General features: G+C 74.4%; 19 protein-coding genes. 7 read left to right on the top strand and 12 right to left on the bottom strand.

Annotated features, from left to right (window positions below; all coding sequences use genetic code 11):
• Positions 1-73 precede the first annotated feature (73 nt).
• Positions 74-694 (bottom strand): hypothetical protein, encoded by a 621-nt coding sequence (locus ABT006_RS20575; RefSeq protein WP_350708569.1) that lies wholly within the window; start codon positions 692-694, stop codon positions 74-76.
• Between the two features lie 278 nt (positions 695-972).
• On the opposite strand from ABT006_RS20575, the gene ABT006_RS20580 reads away from it, so the two are divergent.
• From ABT006_RS20580 to ABT006_RS20590, 3 genes are all read left to right on the top strand, one after another.
• The gene (locus tag ABT006_RS20580) at positions 973-1,866 is read left to right on the top strand and encodes a septum formation family protein (RefSeq protein ID WP_350708571.1); all 894 of its coding nucleotides are present in this window, start codon (positions 973-975) and stop codon (positions 1,864-1,866) included.
• Between the two features lie 57 nt (positions 1,867-1,923).
• Complete coding sequence (locus ABT006_RS20585) at positions 1,924-2,748, top strand: class I SAM-dependent methyltransferase (protein ID WP_350708572.1); 825 nt, start codon at positions 1,924-1,926, stop codon at positions 2,746-2,748.
• A gap of 87 nt (positions 2,749-2,835) precedes the next feature.
• Complete coding sequence (locus ABT006_RS20590) at positions 2,836-3,363, top strand: hypothetical protein (protein ID WP_502891009.1); 528 nt, start codon at positions 2,836-2,838, stop codon at positions 3,361-3,363.
• On the opposite strand, the gene ABT006_RS20595 is transcribed toward ABT006_RS20590, so the two are convergent.
• The 10 genes from ABT006_RS20595 to ABT006_RS20640 form a co-directional block, all read right to left on the bottom strand.
• Entirely contained in the window at positions 3,245-4,225 is a 981-nt protein-coding gene (locus tag ABT006_RS20595) for a GlxA family transcriptional regulator (protein WP_350708574.1), read from the bottom strand. The genes ABT006_RS20590 and ABT006_RS20595 overlap by 119 nt on opposite strands.
• Positions 4,226-4,229: 4 nt before the next feature.
• Entirely contained in the window at positions 4,230-4,838 is a 609-nt protein-coding gene (locus tag ABT006_RS20600; protein ID WP_350708575.1) for an isochorismatase family protein, read from the bottom strand.
• A 94-nt stretch (positions 4,839-4,932) separates the two neighbouring features.
• Positions 4,933-5,682, bottom strand: coding sequence for a lysophospholipid acyltransferase family protein (locus tag ABT006_RS20605; RefSeq protein ID WP_350708577.1), 750 nt, complete (start codon positions 5,680-5,682; stop codon positions 4,933-4,935).
• Between the two features lie 152 nt (positions 5,683-5,834).
• The gene (locus ABT006_RS20610; RefSeq protein ID WP_350708579.1) at positions 5,835-7,895 is read right to left on the bottom strand and encodes an amylo-alpha-1,6-glucosidase; all 2,061 of its coding nucleotides are present in this window, start codon (positions 7,893-7,895) and stop codon (positions 5,835-5,837) included.
• Complete coding sequence (locus tag ABT006_RS20615) at positions 7,895-8,272, bottom strand: SCP2 sterol-binding domain-containing protein (RefSeq protein WP_350708581.1); 378 nt, start codon at positions 8,270-8,272, stop codon at positions 7,895-7,897. Before ABT006_RS20615 ends, ABT006_RS20610 begins: the two co-directional genes overlap by 1 nt.
• A 271-nt stretch (positions 8,273-8,543) precedes the next feature.
• Positions 8,544-8,960, bottom strand: a complete 417-nt coding sequence (locus tag ABT006_RS20620; protein WP_350708583.1) for a CBS domain-containing protein — start codon at positions 8,958-8,960, stop codon at positions 8,544-8,546.
• Positions 8,961-9,114: 154 nt separating this feature from the next.
• Entirely contained in the window at positions 9,115-9,381 is a 267-nt protein-coding gene (locus ABT006_RS20625) for a pyridoxamine 5'-phosphate oxidase family protein (protein ID WP_350708585.1), read from the bottom strand.
• 114 nt (positions 9,382-9,495) lie between these two features.
• The gene (locus tag ABT006_RS20630) at positions 9,496-10,521 is read right to left on the bottom strand and encodes an aspartate-semialdehyde dehydrogenase (protein ID WP_350708587.1); all 1,026 of its coding nucleotides are present in this window, start codon (positions 10,519-10,521) and stop codon (positions 9,496-9,498) included.
• Between the two features lie 279 nt (positions 10,522-10,800).
• Complete coding sequence (locus ABT006_RS20635; RefSeq protein WP_350708589.1) at positions 10,801-12,147, bottom strand: M16 family metallopeptidase; 1,347 nt, start codon at positions 12,145-12,147, stop codon at positions 10,801-10,803.
• The gene (locus ABT006_RS20640; RefSeq protein ID WP_350708591.1) at positions 12,147-13,439 is read right to left on the bottom strand and encodes a M16 family metallopeptidase; all 1,293 of its coding nucleotides are present in this window, start codon (positions 13,437-13,439) and stop codon (positions 12,147-12,149) included. The genes ABT006_RS20635 and ABT006_RS20640 overlap by 1 nt, the downstream gene beginning before the upstream one ends.
• A gap of 89 nt (positions 13,440-13,528) precedes the next feature.
• Between ABT006_RS20640 and ABT006_RS20645 the strand changes: the two genes are divergently transcribed.
• Complete coding sequence (locus tag ABT006_RS20645; protein WP_350708593.1) at positions 13,529-14,269, top strand: phosphodiesterase; 741 nt, start codon at positions 13,529-13,531, stop codon at positions 14,267-14,269.
• Here the strand turns inward: ABT006_RS20645 and ABT006_RS20650 are convergent.
• Complete coding sequence (locus tag ABT006_RS20650) at positions 14,236-14,451, bottom strand: hypothetical protein (protein WP_350708595.1); 216 nt, start codon at positions 14,449-14,451, stop codon at positions 14,236-14,238. The genes ABT006_RS20645 and ABT006_RS20650 overlap by 34 nt on opposite strands.
• A gap of 518 nt (positions 14,452-14,969) precedes the next feature.
• Between ABT006_RS20650 and ABT006_RS20655 the strand changes: the two genes are divergently transcribed.
• The 3 genes from ABT006_RS20655 to ABT006_RS20665 all read left to right on the top strand — a co-directional run bounded on the left by ABT006_RS20655 (position 14,970) and on the right by ABT006_RS20665 (position 17,063).
• On the top strand, positions 14,970-16,067 hold the full coding sequence (locus tag ABT006_RS20655; RefSeq protein WP_350708597.1) for a 3-deoxy-7-phosphoheptulonate synthase: 1,098 nt from the start codon (positions 14,970-14,972) through the stop codon (positions 16,065-16,067).
• Positions 16,068-16,510: 443 nt separating this feature from the next.
• Positions 16,511-16,759 carry a hypothetical protein gene (locus ABT006_RS20660; protein WP_350708599.1) on the top strand — a complete coding sequence of 83 codons (249 nt, stop codon included), beginning with the start codon at positions 16,511-16,513 and terminating at the stop codon, positions 16,757-16,759.
• A 94-nt stretch (positions 16,760-16,853) separates the two neighbouring features.
• Positions 16,854-17,063, top strand: coding sequence for a hypothetical protein (locus ABT006_RS20665; protein WP_350708601.1), 210 nt, complete (start codon positions 16,854-16,856; stop codon positions 17,061-17,063).
• Positions 17,064-17,078 lie beyond the last annotated feature (15 nt).

A 17,078-nucleotide genomic window follows, 5' to 3' on the forward strand; every position in this document is an offset into this window, starting at 1 on the left:
TCACGTCAAGCCACGTCCTCGGAGCCCCTGAGGACAGGCGACGGCTACGACACGTGGCCGCAGCGTCGGGCGGTCACCTGAGCCGGACGTCGAGGGTGGGGAAGTCGTACCAGCTCAGCTCGAAGGACGACGCGGCCTCCGGGACCACCGGGTAGACGGCCCAGCTGTTGATCTGCTCGCCCGGCCCGATGCTGAAGGACTGAACGGCCCGCGTCGTGGCGCACCACGTCCTCTCGGGACGCACGGTCCGCCCGTCCGACAGGGTGAGGTGTGAGGAGACCAGGTCGACGTCGACGGCCGGGCAGCTCACCGGCCACGCGAGCCGCGAGTCGTTGCGGTACCTGAGGTTCAGCCGCAGCTTTCCGCCGCTGGTCTCGGCGCTGACCAGCGTGACGCTCAGCGACGCCTGTTCGTAGATCGGCCGGTCGAGCCGGTACGTCCGGGGCCCGGGCTGCGCCTGGCTGGGCGACGCGGACGGGCCCGGCGACGCCGACCGGCCCGGCGACGCCGAGTGGCCGGGGTCAGCGTTCCCGGATCCGGTCGACGGGCGGCCGGTGCTGCCGGTGACCGCGGCGGTGGGATCGGGCTGCCGGGTCGCGGTGCGGTCGGCCAGGTACGCGCCGCCGAGGGTGCCGATGACGGCGAGGCCCGCCGTCGCCACGATGACGCCGAACAGGCTCACGTACCTCTTCACGGTCGGCTCCTGGCTGGTGAGGCGGCGATGGCGTGAACGTAGCACCGGCGTCGAAATGGCACGGTGCGACGACTGCGCCCGCCGACCGGCCTGTGCCGTACGCGAACCGGGCGCTGGCGGCGCTCGTGCTGCACGTCACCGGGAGGTCGTCCCCCACCCCGCCGAGGTCGCGCTGCTGCGCGACCTCGGCCTGCGACTGGGCTGAATCCGGCGGCACGCGCTTCCGCCGCCGGTGCCATATGCTGCGCCGATTGTCACGGGGGCACGGGGATGGTGACATGCGACGCTGGCTGGGCGTCACGTTTTCGGCCGCGCTGATCGCGGGGGCGCTGAGCGGGTGCGGCACCCCGGCGGGCACCGACGGCGACCTGACCGACGACTGGCGGCCCGTCGCCGAGGCCCGCCAGTTCGTGCCGCAGGCAGGCGAGTGCCACGCGGTCGCCGACCCGACCGCGTACCTCACGAGCCACCAGCCGGTCGACTGTGCGAAGTCGCACCTGGTCGAGACGTTCCACATCGGCACGTTCACCGGTGAGCTCGCCGCGCGCCCGATCCCGCCCCGCGTCGAGTCGATGGCGATGCGCACCGCGTTCGCCGAGTGCGACGTCAAGGCGAAGGCGTTCGTCGGTGGCGAGTGGCGCGGCGCGCGGTTGTCGGTGCAGGTGGCGCCCACCTCGCCGCCCGGCTGGGCTGGTGGCAGCCGGTGGTACCGCTGCGACCTGCTTGAGCTCGCCGCAGGCGGCACCGGCGGCGGCGTGGCCGACCCGGTCGTGCCCCGTACCGGCACCCTGCGGGGCGTCCTCAAGGCTCCCTCCTCGCTGACGTTCACCTGCGGCGAGGAGAATCGCTGGGGCAACCTGGAGCCGGTGGCCTGCGGCAAGCCGCACCGGTTCGAGTACGCGGGCATCTGGACCGCCCCGGACGGCCGGTACGACGACGCGACGAAGGACGAGGACGCGATCCACGCGAAGTGCCGGACGGTCATCGCCCGCTACGCGAAGGTGCCGGTCGACGGCATGCTCCGCTACCGCACCGGCACCACCTACCGGTTCCCGTCGGAGGAGGCGTGGGCACGCGGTGACCGGGGGGTGCGCTGCTGGTTCTGGTCGGGTGGACGGAAGCTGACCCGGTCGATCGCCGGCGGCGGCCCCAGGGCCCTGCCGGTCAACTGAGCGCCCGGCCGACAAATTGACGTGACAGCGCTGCCGGCTCGTGGCCAGCATCGACGGATGGCGGGGTCCCGACCGGCGGAGCCGGACATCGTGCGCTACTACACCGACGTCTTCGTGGAGGCGGACCGGCTGGAGCGCACCCCGCTGGGGCGGCTGGAGGGGCTGCGCACCCGCCAGGTCCTGACCCGGCTGCTGCCGCCGGCACCGGCGACGGTGCTGGACGTCGGCGGCGGCCCCGGCGCGTACGCGGGGTGGCTGGCGGCCGCCGGCCACCGGGTGCACCTGGTCGACCTGGTCCCCGCGCACGCGGCGTCGGCCCGGCACGCGCATCCCGGGGTGAGCGCCACGGTCGGCGACGCACGGCGTCTGCCGCTCGCCGACGGCTGCGCCGACGTGACCCTGCTGCTCGGGCCGCTCTACCACCTGACCGGTCGCGCGGACCGGGTCGCCGCACTGCGCGAGGCGGCCCGCCTGACCCGGCCCGGCGGCCTGGTGGTCACGGCGACGATCAGCCGGCAGGCGCCGCTGATGGATCTCACCCGGCAGGGGCGGGTGGACGACCACACCCGTCCCGCCCTGCTGCGCACCTACGCGACCGGCGTCAACGAGGCGGGCAGCGGCTTCACCACCGCCTACTTCCACCGGCCGGACGAGGTGATCGACGAGTTCGAGGCGGCCGGACTTCCCCGGCCGGACCTGTACGGCGTCGAGGGTCCGCTGTGGCCGCTGCTGGCCGTGACTGGCGGGCAGGAGGCCGACGGGCCGCTGTTCGCGGAGGTGTCGCGCTGCGCGACGCTCTTCGAGCGCGATCCGGAGGTGATCGGCGCCAGCGGGCACCTGCTGGCGGCGGCGCGACGCGGAGCCGACCGAGCCGGCGGCTGAGGGGCGGCGGCGAGCACGGCCCGGAGCCGACCGGCCCGGCGGCTGAGGGGCGGCGGCGAGCACGGCCCGGAGCCGACCGGCCCGGCGGTGACGCAGGTGGCGGCCGACCGGCGGATCGCGTACGTCGGGGACGGGCCGCGGCTCGCCCTGGCCGACGGGGCGGGCGACGCCGCCCGGCACCGCCGGGTCGTCCGGCTGCCGGGCCTGGTCAGCGGCCAGATCCGCTGGCAGTGGCCGTCCCGGCTGGAGCTGCTGCCGCCCGGGCCGGACGAGCAGGCCCGGCTGCTGGTGGTCTGCGACGCGCTGCGCACCATCCAGCAGCCGGCCCTCGGCCTCGCCGGCCCCGCCGAGGAGGTCGCCGGGCTGGCCCGCCGGGTGCGCCGGGCGGTGGCCGCGTTCCGGCTGGCCCACCCCGAGCTGGTGGATCTCTCGCCGCCGGAGCGGGACGTGCTGGTGGTGCGGGCCGGGGCGGGGTTGTCCGCCGGCGTCGCCCGGATCACCCTGCCGGGGTCGCTGCCGGTGGAGTTCCGTTCCCGGGACGACTACTACCAGCGGGGACGCTCCGACCGTGGGTGGCACGGGCCCGCAGCCGGCGCAGCATCCGGGCATCGGTGAAGCCGACCGTGCGGGCGGCCGCCTCCACGGTGGCGCCGTGCCCGATGAGGTGCTCGGCGCGCTCCACCCGCAGGGTCTGCTGGTAGCCGAGCGGGGTCAGCCCGGTGGCCTGCCGGAAGAGCCGGGTCAGCGTCCGCTCGGCCACCCCGCCCGCGGCGGCCAGGTCGGCCAGCGGCAGCGGCTCGGCGAAGTGGCGGTCGATCAGGTCCTGCACCCGGTGCACCGCGTCGGACAGGTGCGACCGGTGCCGCATCATGGCGCTGGCCTGCTGCTCGTGGCCGTTGCGCCGGGAGTGGACGACGAGCGTGCGGGCGATCCGGGCCGCCGCCGCCGGGCCGTGCCGGGTGGCCACCAGGTGCAGCGCCACGTCGATGCCGCTGGCGATGCCGGCCGAGGTGACCACGCGGTCGTCGACCACGTAGAGCACGTCGCGCACCACCCGCGCCGCCGGGAACCGCCGGGCCAGCTCGTCCTGCACCTCGTGGTGGGTGGTGCAGCGGCGGCCGTCGAGCAGGCCGGCCCGGCCGAGGGCGTACGCCCCGGCGCAGACGCTGGCGACGGTGCCGCCCGCGGCGTGGTGGTCGGCCAGCCGCCGCAGGTCGTCCGGCCCGACCGGCCCCTGCGGCCCATGCGCGCGGGGCCGCCACCCGGGCACGACCACCAGGTCGTCGCGGGTCAGCTCGGGCCATTCCAGCCCGGCCACCAGCGGTACGCCCTGCACGGTCGGCACGACCTCCCGGTCGGCGACGTAGTGCAGGCGGTAGTCGTGCCCGAGGTCGGCGGCGGTGGAGAAGACCTGGGCCGGCCCGGCGAGGTCCAGCAGGTGCACCTGCGGGACGAGCAGGAAGACGACCCGGGCCATCGGCTCAGCCCCGTACGCCGGCCGGGACCGCGCCGGTCACCTCGGCGACGGTGCGGACGGTGGCGAAGCGGCCCGCGAGGGCGTACTCGGTGCGGGCGATCATGTCCTCGTTCGACAGGGTGCGCGGGTCGGCGAGGACCTCCTCCAGCGTGGCGGTGGCCGGCAGGTCCCGGTGCGGGGTCGGGAAGGTGACCGTCGCGTCCGTCACGAAGGTCACCTCGTAGCCGAGGTCGCAGCCGACCCGGGCGGTGGTCTCGACGCACTGCTCCGTGCGGATCCCGCAGACGGTGATCTCGCGGACGCCCGCCATCGTCAGGGTCTGCTGGAGGTTGGTGGTGGTGAACGCGTTGTGCGACGTCTTCACCAGCGTCGGCTCCCCCGGGGCCGCCGACAGGCCCTCGATCAGCCGCACGTGCCCGCCGGCCGGGTCGAAGACGCCGCCGCTGCCCGGCTCGGCGTGCAGGACCCAGACGACCAGGTCACCGCGCTCGCGGGCCGCGTCGACCAGCCGGCCGACCTGGGCGACGATGTCGGGGTTCGAGGCGTACGCCCAGATCGGGCGCTGCCGGAAGGACTCCTGGACGTCGATGACGACGAGTGCTGCTCTGCTCATACGGTGAATCCTGACCGGGCGGACGCCGTCGCGGCAGACACCATCCCGCCCCGCCCCGGACCGATCCGGCCACCCGCCCGGCCTTCGCGGTGGGTCAGGGGGTGGCGGGGCGGCGGGCGGGGGCGTCCAGGGCGGCGGCCTCCTCCGGGGTGGGGGCGGTGCCGCCCAGGTGCGCCGGGAGCCACCAGGTGTCGTCGGGGCCGGCGGGCTGGTCCGGGTACTCCCGCTGGGCCCGGTCGACCAGCGCGCTCAGCCGCGTCTTCAGGTCGACGGTCATCGCGTTGGCGTCCGGGTAGGCGGCCGGGTCCATCGGCTCGCCCACCAGGATGGTGATCGGGGTGTGCCGGCGGGTCAGGGTGCGCGGCCGGCCCTTGGTCCAGAGCCGCTGGGTGCCCCAGAGCGCCACCGGCAGCACCGGCACGCCGGCCTCGGCCGCCATCCGGGTGGTCCCGCTCTTGAGTGCCTTGACCGTGAACGAGCGGCTGATCGTCGCCTCGGGGAAGACGCCGACCACCTCGCCGCGCCTGAGCGCGCTGACCGCCGTCGCGTACGAGCCGGCGCCCGCCCGCCGGTCCACCGGGATGTGCCGCATACCGCGCATCAGCGGGCCGGACACCTTGTGCGTGAACACCGACTTCTTGGCCATGAACCGCACCAGCCGCCTCGACGGGTGCGCGCCCAGCCCGCAGAAGATGAAGTCCAGGTAGCTGACGTGGTTGCTGGCCATGACCGCCCCGCCGGTACGCGGGACGTGGTGGTCGCCCTCGACGGTGATCTTCAGGTCCAGGACCCGGAACATCGTCTTGGCGGCGGCGATCACGGGCGGGTACACGAGTTCCGGCATTGCGCGAACTTACCCTGCCGACCTGAGCCGCTCGCCAGCCCGCCGGCCGGTGGCGCGTGGCCGACCGAGCCGCGTCGCCTGCCGGCCGCGGTGCGGTCGGCCGGCAGCCATGGTGGGACGGGCCGGGTCGCCCGCCCGGCCGGGACCGGTCGTCACTCGGTGAGCCGGTGCATGTCGAGGCGGCCCCGGGCGAAGGCGTCCACCCGGCCCCACCGGCCCGGGATGTCCAGCACCTCGATGCGGCCCATCCCGATCGGCAGCCGGGGGTCCACCGCGAGGTGCCCCTCGTGCGGCTCCAGGCCGAGCATCGTCCGCAGCAGCAGCAGCGGCGTGCCGGTCGACCAGGCCTGCGGGCTGCACGCCGTCGGATACTCGACCGGGAACTTGGTCAGCTCCCGGGGATAGCCGCCGAACGCCTCCGGCAGCCGGCCCTGGAAGTAGGTACTCGCGTCGAGGATGCCGCTGGCGATGACCGCCGCCTCCTCGGCGAAGCCGTACCGGCGCAGGCCCCAGGCGATGAACGAGTTGTCGAACGGCCAGATCGTGCCGTTGTGGTAGCCGACCGGGTTGTAGCGCACCTCCCCCTCGGCGAGCGTCCGCACCCCCCAGCCGGTGAAGAGCCGGGGCCCGACCAGATGTTGGGCGATCTTCTCGGCCCGCTCGTGGTCGACGATCCCGCTCCACAGCAGGTGGCCGATGTTGGAACTCAGCACGTCGCACTGGCGGCCGTCCGGGTCGAGCGCCAGCGCGTAGTACTCGCCGTCCTCCACCCACCAGTCCCGGTTGAACCGTTCCTTCAGCGCCGCCGCCTCCCGCTCCAGCCGGTCGGCGAACTCCGGGTCGTCCCAGAACTCCCGGGCCAGCCGGGCCGCCCGCAGCTTCCCGTCGTACGCGTACCCCTGCACCTCGCAGGTGGCCCGGGGGAACGGCGGCAGCGTGCCGTCCCGGTAGGAGATGGAGTCCCAGGAGTCCTTCCAGCACTGGTTCTCCAGGCCGGTGTCGGTGTTGCGCCGTTCGTACCAGATGTAGCCGGTGCCGACCAGGTCGGCGTAGTCGTCGATCCACTTCAGCGCGGCGCGGCACTCCCGCTCCAGCTCCCTGACCAGTTCGACGTCGCCGGTCCACTTCTCGTACTCGTCGAGCAGCACCAGGAACAGCGGGGTGGCGTCCACCGACCCGTAGTACGGCGAGTGCGGCTGTTCCTCGAAGGCGGCGGTCTCGCCGTACCGCATCTCGTGCAGGATCCGGCCCGGGTCCTCGTCCCGGAAGTCGTCGAACCGGGTGCCCTGGAGGGAGGCCAGGATCCGCAGCGTGGTCTTCGACAGGTCCGGCGTGAACGGCAGCGTCTGCAGGCAGGTCAGGATGCTGTCCCGGCCGAACATGGTCATGAACCAGGGCAGGCCGGCGGCCGGCAGTGACGCCCCGCCGAGCGACAGCGGCGAGAAGCGCAGCGCGGCCAGGTCGATCAGGCTGCGCCGGTAGGTCGCGGCGACCCGCTCGTGCTGGCTGTTCACCTTGGGCGCCCTGGCCATCCACTCCTCCAGGTCGTGCTGGAGGGCGAGCCGCTCGTCGCCGTGCGCCCCCAGCCCCATCCGCAGGTCCCGGCCGCCCTGAGCGCCGGCGAAGGTGCCGACCTCGATCTGGGCTTCCCAGCTCTGGTTGGGTTCGAGGTGGATCGTGTAGGCGAAGCCGTTGCGGTCGTACCGGGCCGGCGGGGACGCGGAGATGGTCGTCTCCCGCCTGAAGTTGCCCCGCCGGTAGCCCAGGCGCAGCCGGTCGGTCTCGACCTCCGTGAAGATCTCGCCCTTCTTGTTCAGGATCTCGTCCTTGACCTGGAACAGGTCGGCGAAGTCGGACGCCGCGTCCATCCTGATCTCCAGGTCGACCGGCTTCTCGTCGTGGTTGAGGATGGTGAGCTGCTCCTGGAAGCTGCCCCCCACCGTCCGCTCCCGGATGATCGACAGCTTGGCGTCGATGTAGTGCGTCGCCATCCCCGGCACCAGGAAGAACCGCGCCTCGTAGTACTGGAGGTCGTCGTACGACAGCGGCGTGAGCCGCTCCCCGTTCACCGTCAGCACCCACGTGGACAGGAACCGGGTGTCCAGGGAGAAGAATCCGGTCGGCTCGGTCGGCGTGGCCTCGATGTCCCCGGTGTCCTCCGACACGACGAAGGTGCTGCCGTCCAGGATCCGGATCGTGTTGTTCTGCGCCATCACCGCACCTCCCGCTGGCCCTGGAAACGCCGGCGGGGGCCGCGGGCGTCCGGGTGGCCGGGGAAGAGCCGTTCCAACTGCACCAGCAGCCGGAGTTGCCCCGACACCGTCAGGTCCCCCCGCAGCAGCGCCGCGATCCCGTCCTCCCGCCCGGTGGCGAGGTCCTCGAAGAGCGCCGGGGTGGTCCCGACCACCGTGTCGGCGTCCTGGTCCTCCTGGCTCACCCGGACCCGGCCCCGGTCTATCCGCACCAGCCAGTGCGTCGTCTGCGCCCCCTCGTGCAGGTCCAGGCGCAGGGTCCCGGAGGACTTGTCCAGCAGGGGCTCGTACTCCCGCCGGTCGAGGTCCTCGAAGAACCTCGTCGTCGCGTCCACCATCGGGTCCTCTCCTCCCCCGTCGGTCATGTCCCGAACGGGGTCCCCGTCCCGTGCCGGGTCAACCTCGCCCGGATCGGGTGAGCCGGGGCCCGCCGGCGACGGCGGCGGCGAGGTCGTCCCCGCGCAGTAGCGTGCGCGCAGGGCGAGTCGGGTGCGGAGGTCGGCATGGGCGGGTCCACCGGCGGACGGCGCGCGGTGCGGGTGCGCCCGCCTTCCGCGCACACCGCGACGCCGGCCCCCGGGACGGGAGCCGGCGCGCCGCGGCGGACAGTCAGTTGTTCGGTTCGTCGGCGCTGATGTCGGCGAGCACCGACTGCGGTTCCCGCTCCACGGCGAGGTCACCCATCGAGACCAGGCCGACCAGCCGCCCGTCGTCGATGACCGGCAACCGGCGCACGGCGTAGGTCCGCATCAGGTCGGCGGCGGCCACCGCGTCGTCGTACTGGCTCACCGTGATCACGTCCTTGGAGGTGATCCGGTTGAGCGGGGTCGTGTTCGGGTCCATGTTCTCCGCCACGCCCCGGACCGTGATGTCCCGGTCCGTCACGATGCCGATGACATCGTCGCCGGCGGTCACCACCACGTCGCCGATGGCGCTGTCGCGCATCTCCTGCGCCGCGGCGGTCAGCGTGTCGTTGCCGTCCATCGTCACCAACCGGGTCGTCATGAACTCTCCGACCGTTGTCATGGTGCTCCCCTCTCGGTGTCGGCACGGGTCGTCTACCCGCCGTCCGAGCGGGGTAACGCGAACACGATCCGAGGCGGCACGCGGTGCCCCGGCCCGCCCGCAGCGCGGACGACCGACGACGAACGGGAGGTCCGCGACGTCGTCCCGGGCGGGCTCAGCCGTGCGGCGGGGCGCCGTAGAGGCGTTCGACGTGCAGCCGGAGCACGAGACGGCGCTCGGCGACCATCGCCCGCCGGTAGTCGGCCCAGTCCGGGTGCTCGCCCTGCACCGTCCGGTAGAGGTCGACCAGCTCCGCCACGGTCGCGTCGTAGATGACGGTGGACAGTTGCGGCCGACCGTCCCGCTTGAGAGTGGCCAGCACCCCGAGCCGGTGACCGGCGATCAGTTCCGTCAACGCCCGCCGGGTCTCGTCGTCCGCCACGGCATCCTCCCGCTCGACCGGTCCCGATGCCCCTATCGAACCACGGCGTACGCCCCAGCGGGCGCCCACACGACGGGCCCGCCGAGGTCGGCGGGCCCGTCGCACGCGCGTCGGTCAGCGGCGCTCGGCGGCGACCAGCTCGGCGATCTGCACCGCGTTGAGCGCGGCGCCCTTGCGCAGGTTGTCGTTGGAACAGAACAGGGCGAGCCCGTGCTCGACGGTCTCGTCGGCGCGGATCCGGCCGACGTAGGTCGGGTCCTGACCGGCGGCCTGCAGCGGCGTCGGCACGTCGCTCAGCGCCACGCCGGGGGCGCCGTCGAGCAGCTCGCGGGCCCGCTGCGGGGTGACCGGGCGGGCGAACCGGGCGTTGATCTGGAGCGAGTGGCCGGTGAAGACGGGCACCCGGACGCAGGTGCCGGAGACCTTCAGCCCGGGGATCTCCAGGATCTTGCGGCTCTCGTTGCGCAGCTTCTGCTCCTCGTCGGTCTCGAAGGAGCCGTCGTCGACGATCGAGCCGGCGAGCGGGAGCACGTTGAACGCGATCGGCCGCGCGAACGAGCGGGGGGCGGGGAACTCCACCGCCGCGCCGTCGAAGGCGAGCCCGGTGGCGTGCTCGGCGACCTTGCGGACCTGCTCGTCCAGCTCGGCCACGCCGGCCAGGCCGGCGCCGGAGACCGCCTGGTAGGTCGAGACGACCAGGCCGACCAGCTCCGCCTCGGCGTGCAGCGGGCGCAGCACCGGCATCGCCGCCATCGTGGTGCAGTTGGGGTTGGCGATGATCCCCTTGGGGCGTACGGCGGCGGCGTGCGGGTTGACCTCGGCGACGACCAGCGGCACCTCCGGGTCCGTCCGGAACGCCGAGGAGTTGTCGATGACGACGGCACCGGCCGCGGCGACCCGGGGCGCCAACTCCCTGGCGGTGCCCTTGCCGGCCGAGAAGAGCACGATGTCGAGCCCGGAGTAGTCGGCGGTGGCCGCGTCCTCCACCGTCACCTCGCCGCCCCGGAAGGGCAGGGTGCGCCCGGCCGACCGCGCCGAGGCGAACAACCGCACCTGCTCCGCCGGGAACTCCCGCTCCGCCAGCACCTGCCGCATCACGCCACCGACCTGGCCGGTGGCCCCCACAATGCCGATCCTCATGCCCGCGAGGCTACCCAGCCCGGGCCCACGGCCGGGAACGCTTTCCCACCGCGCGGACGGACGTCACGCCTGGCCGGGCGGCAGCCGCGGCGTGCCCGGGGCGGCCCCCGCCCGGAACGTCACCGCCCGATCGCACCCGCGGCGAGAAGATCCGGGGCCCCGACCGCGCCCCGCCGGAGCATTGCCGCCGGCCGGCCGGCCCGTGCCGCAGCACCCGCCCCGCCCCGACCGCGACCGACATCACATCGCGGGCCCGCCCCCCGGGCCGGGGGGCAACGGTCAGGGGGCGGCGTCGACGACCTCGCCCAGACCGGTGGCGACCAGCTCGTCGCGGATCACGGCGGCGTCGCCCTCCACCACCAGGGTGAGCGCCTCCGGGCGCAGGTGGGTGGCGGCCGCCGCGGAGACCTGCGTCACGTCGGCGGCGAGCAGCGACTCCCGCAGCCGGGCGTGGTAGTCGTCCGGCAGGTCGTGCACGACCAGGGTGGTCAGCGCGGAGGCGATCGCCCGGGGGCTCTGCAGCTCGACCGAGAGCTGCCCGGCCCGCCAGAAGCGCGCCACCGCCAGCTCCTCCTCGGTCACCCCGGTCTGCTGCGTACGGGTGATCTCGCCGACCGCCTCGACCAGCGCCGGCGCGGTGACGGCCGTCTGCACGCCCGAGCTGACCGCGAACCGGCCGAACCGCCGGGACGAGGCGAAGTCGCCCCGGATGCCGTACGTGTAGCCGTGCACCTCGCGGATCAGGTGGTTGAGCCGGGAGGTGAACGCTCCGCCGAGCACCGTGCCGGCGAGGGCCATCGGCACGTGGTCGGGGTGGGCGCGGTGCGGCGACGGGTGGCCCAGCCGCAGCGTGGACTGCACCGAGCCGGGGCGGTCCACCAGGATGATCCGGCGGCCGGGGCGGGTCGGCACCTCGATCGGGCCGCCCCGGTCGACCGGACCGCCGCCGGTGCCGGCGAACGCCGTCGCGCCCAGCGCGTCCAGGTCGAGCCGGTCCAGGTCGCCGGCGACGACCAGGGTGCCGGGGCGGATGAACCACTCGGAGTGGAAGACGGTGACGTCCTCGACGTCCAGGCCGGCGACCGAGTCCGGGTCGCCGTACATGGGGCGGCCCCAGCGGTTCTCGGCGCCGAACAGGTCCGCGCGCAGCGCCGCGTCGGCGCGGGGGCCGGGGTTGGCCCAGTCCATCCGCAGCGCGGTCGCCTCGTCGTCGCGGACGCGCCGGACGTCCTCCGGGTCCAGCTTCGGGGTGCGGACCGCCTCGGCGAGCAGCTCCACGGCGGCGCTCAGCCGCTCCACCGGCACCTGCACGCTGACCTGGAAGGAGTCCCAGTCCAGCCCGGTCACCAGCTCGGTGCCGAGCGCCTCGATCGCCAGGGCGTACGCGGTCGCGTCGCGCTGCGCGGTCCCCTCCTCCAGCGCCTTGGCGAGCACCCCGCCGAGCCCTTCCTTGCCGGTCGGCTCGCGCCCGGCGCCCGCGTCGAGCAGCAGCAGCGCCACGGCCAGGTTCTGCCCGGGCAGGTGCGCGGCGACGACCTGGCCGCCGGCCACCGTGCGGCGGACCACCTGCGGGAACCGGTAGGGGCGGGCGACGCCCGGCCCGGGTCGGTCGGTGATCAGCGTCATCAGGGCTTCTCCTCGGGCAGGTAGGTCAGGGTCACCCGGTCGGCGGCGGCGAGCACCTCGGCGGCGGCCTCGGCGATCTGCTCGGCGGTCACCGCGAGCCAGGCCGGCAGCCGCTCCGCGGCCTTCGCCGGGTCGCCGAACTGGGTGGTGTAGCGCCCGAGCGTGTCCGCCCGGCCCTCCACCGTGGACATCTGCCGCCACCACATGGTGCTGAGCAGGGACTTGGCCCGGTCCAGCTCGGCGGCGGTGACGGGCACGGTGGCCAACTCGTCGACCACCTCGGCCAGCCCGGCGGCCAGCCGCTCGCCACTCACCCCGGGGCGGGCCGTGGCGGTGGCGATCATCGGCGCGGGGGCGTGCGCCAGGTCCACCCCGTACGCCCCGACGAGGTCCGGCTGGGCGATCCGCTCCCCGTCGGCGAGGCGCTGGTAGAGCCGGCTGCCGCGACCGCTGCCCAGCACCGTGGCGAGCACGGTCACCACGTCGTAGCCGGGGCTGCCGAAGGGGTGGGTGCGGTGCGCGACGTAGACGCGGGGCGCCGGGACGTCGCCGGTGACCGTCTCCACGGCGGGCCGCCCGGTGGCCGGGACCGTCCGCCCGTCGGGCGCGGACGGGATGTCCTCGCGGGGCGGGATCGCGCCGAAGTACTTGTCCGCCAGCGCGAAGACCTCGGCGGCCGGGGCGTCGCCCGCCACGGTCAGCACGGCGTTGTTGGGCGCGTAGTACGTCTGGTGGAACGCCTGGAAGGTGGCCAGGTCGGCGGCGTTCAGGTCGGCCATCGACCCGATCGTGGCGTGGTGGTACGGGTGCCCGGGCGGGTAGAGCAGCGGCAGCAGCCGCAGCCACGCGTCGCCGTACGGGACGTTCTCGTAGCGCTGGCGCCGCTCGTTCTTCACCACGTCACGCTGGTTGTCCAGCGTCTCCTGGGTCAGCGCCGGGACCAGGCCGCCCATCCGGTCCGCCTCCAGCCAGAGCGCCAGTTCGAGGTGCTCGGCCGGGACGGTCTCGAAGTAGTTGGTGCGGTCCGGGTTGGTGGTGGCGTTGAGGGAGCCGCCCGAGCCCTGCACCAGCTTCATGTGCTCGGTCTTCGCCACGTTGACCGAGCCCTCGAACATCAGGTGCTCGAAGAGGTGGGCGAAGCCCGTCTGCCCCGTGGGCTCGTGGCGGGAGCCGACGTCGTACCAGAGGTTCACGGCGACCGCGGGGGCGGTGCGGTCCTCGCTCACCACCACGCGCAGGCCGTTGTCCAGTCGGGTCGTCTCGATGGGCCAGGGGTAACCGCTGTCGGGCATGGCACGACGCTATCCGATCGGGCGGGCCGGAAGGGGACACGCCGCTCGGGGCGAGGCATCGACCGTCGGCGGCCGGGTACCGGGGGAGGATGCCGCCTGCCGCCACCGTGACCGACCGCGCCGCTGTCGCGGTCGACCGCGCGACCGCCGCCCTGACCCGGCTCCGCCGGGGCCGCCTGCTGCACCCGGCGGGCCGGTCCTTCGCGGGCGAGGTGACCGTCTGGGGTACGCCGGGACCGCCGACCGGGGTACCGCTGCTGGACGACCCGGGTCGCTTCCGGGCGACCGTCCGCCTCTCCAAGGGGGTGCCCACGCCGGGCAGGTGGCCGGACGTGCTGGGGCTGGCCGTGCGGCTGCACCGGGACGCCGGGCAGCCGTTCGACCTGCTGGTCAGTTCCAGCGGGGCCGCACCGGTGCTGCGGCACCTGCCGCTGCCGCGGCGGCGCTTCGCCGGGACGTACAGCACGATCATGTCGTTCCGGGCGGGCCGGCGCCGGCTCCTCCTGGCCGCGCTGGCCGACCCGGAGTCGCCCGATCTGGGCCGCAGCCTGGCCGAGGTGGCCGCCGCGGCCCGGACGGAAGCGCCGCGCCTGGTGCTGGCGGTCGCGTCCGCGGTCGGGCCGTGGCGGCCGTTCGGGCAGGTCACCCTCGGCGGGCAGTTCGGCGCCGGGGAGGACGCCGCGCTGGCCTTCGACCCGGTCGGCAACCTGCCGCCGGGGCTGCGGGCGGCAGGCCCCGTCGCCTGGCTGCGGGAGCACACCTACCCGGCCTCCCAGCGGACGCGCGGCGCCGTGCCTCAGTCGGGGGGCTCGACGGGGGTCACCGTCTGATCGGAGGTACGCCGCTCCAGCACGGTGTCCGGCGCGGCGTTGCGGTCCTCCTCCCGGATGTCCGACTCCTCGAGGATGACCTCGGCCTGTGCCTGCGGGTCCTCGCTGCCGACGGCCGCCTCCTCGGGCAGCAGGTGCGCGCGGGACTCGACCCGTTCCTGGTCGTTCTGCTCCTCACTCATGCCCGCCCACATACCCCGCCGGGTGGACAGGCACGCCCACATGATCGCGCCCATCCGCGGTGACCTCCCCCCGTCGCGGGGTCAACGCCGGCCGGGCGCGACCGTGGCGCGGCGGGGGGTGGGCCGCGCTCAAAGCGGAACGGGCCGCACTCAGGAACGGAACGGGGCGGTGGCGCCGCTGGCGACGGTGGCGCGCAGGACGGTACGACGATCCATCGAACCTCCGGAAAGTAGCGGTCGGTGTCGATGAAGTTACCGCCGGAGGCATCGATGGAGGCGAACGTGAGGCGAGTGTTTCCCGACGACCGGGTGGACCTTCCCGGGCCGTCGGGTACGCTGGGCGGCGTGACGCGTTCGTATCGATGGTTTAGGCAGCCGGCTCGCACGCCGGTGACTTCACCATGATCTGACGTCACCGCCATCGAGCCGGCCGGGCAGGAGCTTTCGTTCCTGCCCTTTTGCGTACGAGCAGCCGGCTCGTACCCGGGCACCGGCCCCGGGGCACGGTCGGCGGAAGGATGCCCACCGTGACGACCCCGGAGACCGATCGGGTCAGCGATCAGCGGATCGACCGTGTCGTGCCGCTGACCACCCCGGCCCTGCTGCACCACGAGCTGCCCCTGGACGACACGCTCGCCTCGGCCGTGCTGGCCGGTCGGCGCGCCGTCGGCCGGGTGCTGGACCGCGCCGACGACCGCCTGCTGGTGGTGGTCGGCCCGTGCTCGGTGCACGACCCGGCCGCCGCGCTCGACTACGCCCACCGGCTGCGCGTCGCCGCCGAAAGGGTCTCCGACGACCTGCTGGTGGTGATGCGGGTCTACTTCGAGAAGCCGCGCTCGACGGTCGGCTGGAAGGGCCTGATCAACGACCCGGGGCTGGACGGCTCCGGTGACGTCAACACCGGCCTGCGTACGGCCCGGGCGCTCCTGCTCGACGTGCTGCGCCTCGGCCTGCCGGTGGGCTGCGAGTTCCTCGACCCGATCACCCCGCAGTACATCGCGGACACGGTGGCGTGGGGCGCGATCGGCGCGCGGACGGTGGAGAGCCAGGTGCACCGGCAGCTCGCCTCCGGCCTGTCGATGCCGATCGGCATGAAGAACCGCCCCGACGGCAGCATCGGCACGGCCGTGGACGCGATCCGCGCCGCCGGCGTGCCGCACGTCTTCCCCGGCATCGACGTCTCCGGCACCCCGGCGATCCTGCACACCCGGGGCAACGCCGACGGACACCTCGTGCTGCGCGGCGGGGGCGGCCGGCCCAACTACGACGCCGAGTCGGTCGCCGGCGCGCTGGAGCTGCTGCGGGCGGCCGGGCTGCCCGAGCGCCTGGTCGTCGACGCGAGCCACGCCAACAGCGGCAAGGACCACCGCAACCAGCCCAGGGTGGCGGCCGACGTGGCCGCTCAGCTCGCCGCCGGGCAGCGCGGCATCGTCGGGATCATGCTGGAGAGCTTCCTGCTTCCCGGCCGCCAGGACCTCGACCCGACCCGCGAGCTGACCTACGGCCAGTCGGTCACCGACGCGTGCATCGGCTGGGAGACCACGGAGGAGGTCCTGACCCACCTGGCCGCCGCCGTCCGCACCCGCCGCCGCACCCCCGCCCCCACGCCCGCCTGACCCACCCACCCGACGTCGATCATGGGGTCGGCGGCGGTCGAGGAGGTCCACCTCGCCGCCGAGCCCGTGGTCGACGCCGGGGGACGGAAAGGACAGCGCCGCCCCCGGGCCTTGTGGGCTCGGGGGCGGCGCTGGCGTCGGTGTGCAGGTCGCCTCTCGGCGAGTGGCGCGACGCGGCTCCAGCCGGACGGAACTCCGCGAGGGCAATATGGGTGAGGCCCGGGGACACTGGACACACCGACACCTCACTCAACCGGCCCCCCGCCGCCGGTGTTCCGGCCCCGACCATGACCGCCGTCACACCCTCCGCGTCCCGCCGGGGACTCGTCCGCGACCGAGGCGGCCACCGGTCGCCCGACGGGCCTGCTCGGCGGGTCCGCCGCGCCGGGAGCCGGCCGGCGTGGTGACGTTTGACCGATTCGGTCGCGGGTAGCTGAGCCGACGTGACCGACGACGCACCCGTGACCGAAGCGCCCGTGACCGAGGCGGCGGAGGAGCCGGACATCCGGCGCCTCGACAACCTGCTCGAGGACCTCTACCGCGGCCAGGAACGGATCAGCCAGGCGGACATCTACCGCCGCGCCGTCTCCGCGGAGCTTCCCGCGCAGCTCCTCACCCGGATCGCCGCGCTACCCGAGGGCGAGTACGCGGTCGACGAGGCGGCCGACCTGCTCGGCGGATCGGTCACCTGACGACCCCCGGCAGCCCGTACGGCCGGCTCGTGGCGTCACCGGCGGGCCGGCAGCCTCCCGGCACGGGCGGCCGACGAGGAGTGAGGAGAGCGAGATGTCCCACCACGAGGAGCAGCACAAGAAGCTGCCGGCGCTCGGTCAGCCCCCCGAGGGCACGGACACCCTGCCGGAACCCGACTTCGCCAGCGAGCACGACAGGACCGCCGTGGACCGGGAGGTCATCACCGGCGCGGACGAGGACGAGCGGGAGCCGGAGGCGTCCCGGGGCTGGGCCGGCGAGGACCACGGCACGACCCCGACGTGACCGGGGCACCATCAG

The sequence above is a fragment of the Micromonospora sp. NPDC002717 genome, from assembly GCF_040295705.1.
Taxonomy (GTDB): Bacteria; Actinomycetota; Actinomycetes; order Mycobacteriales; family Micromonosporaceae; genus Micromonospora.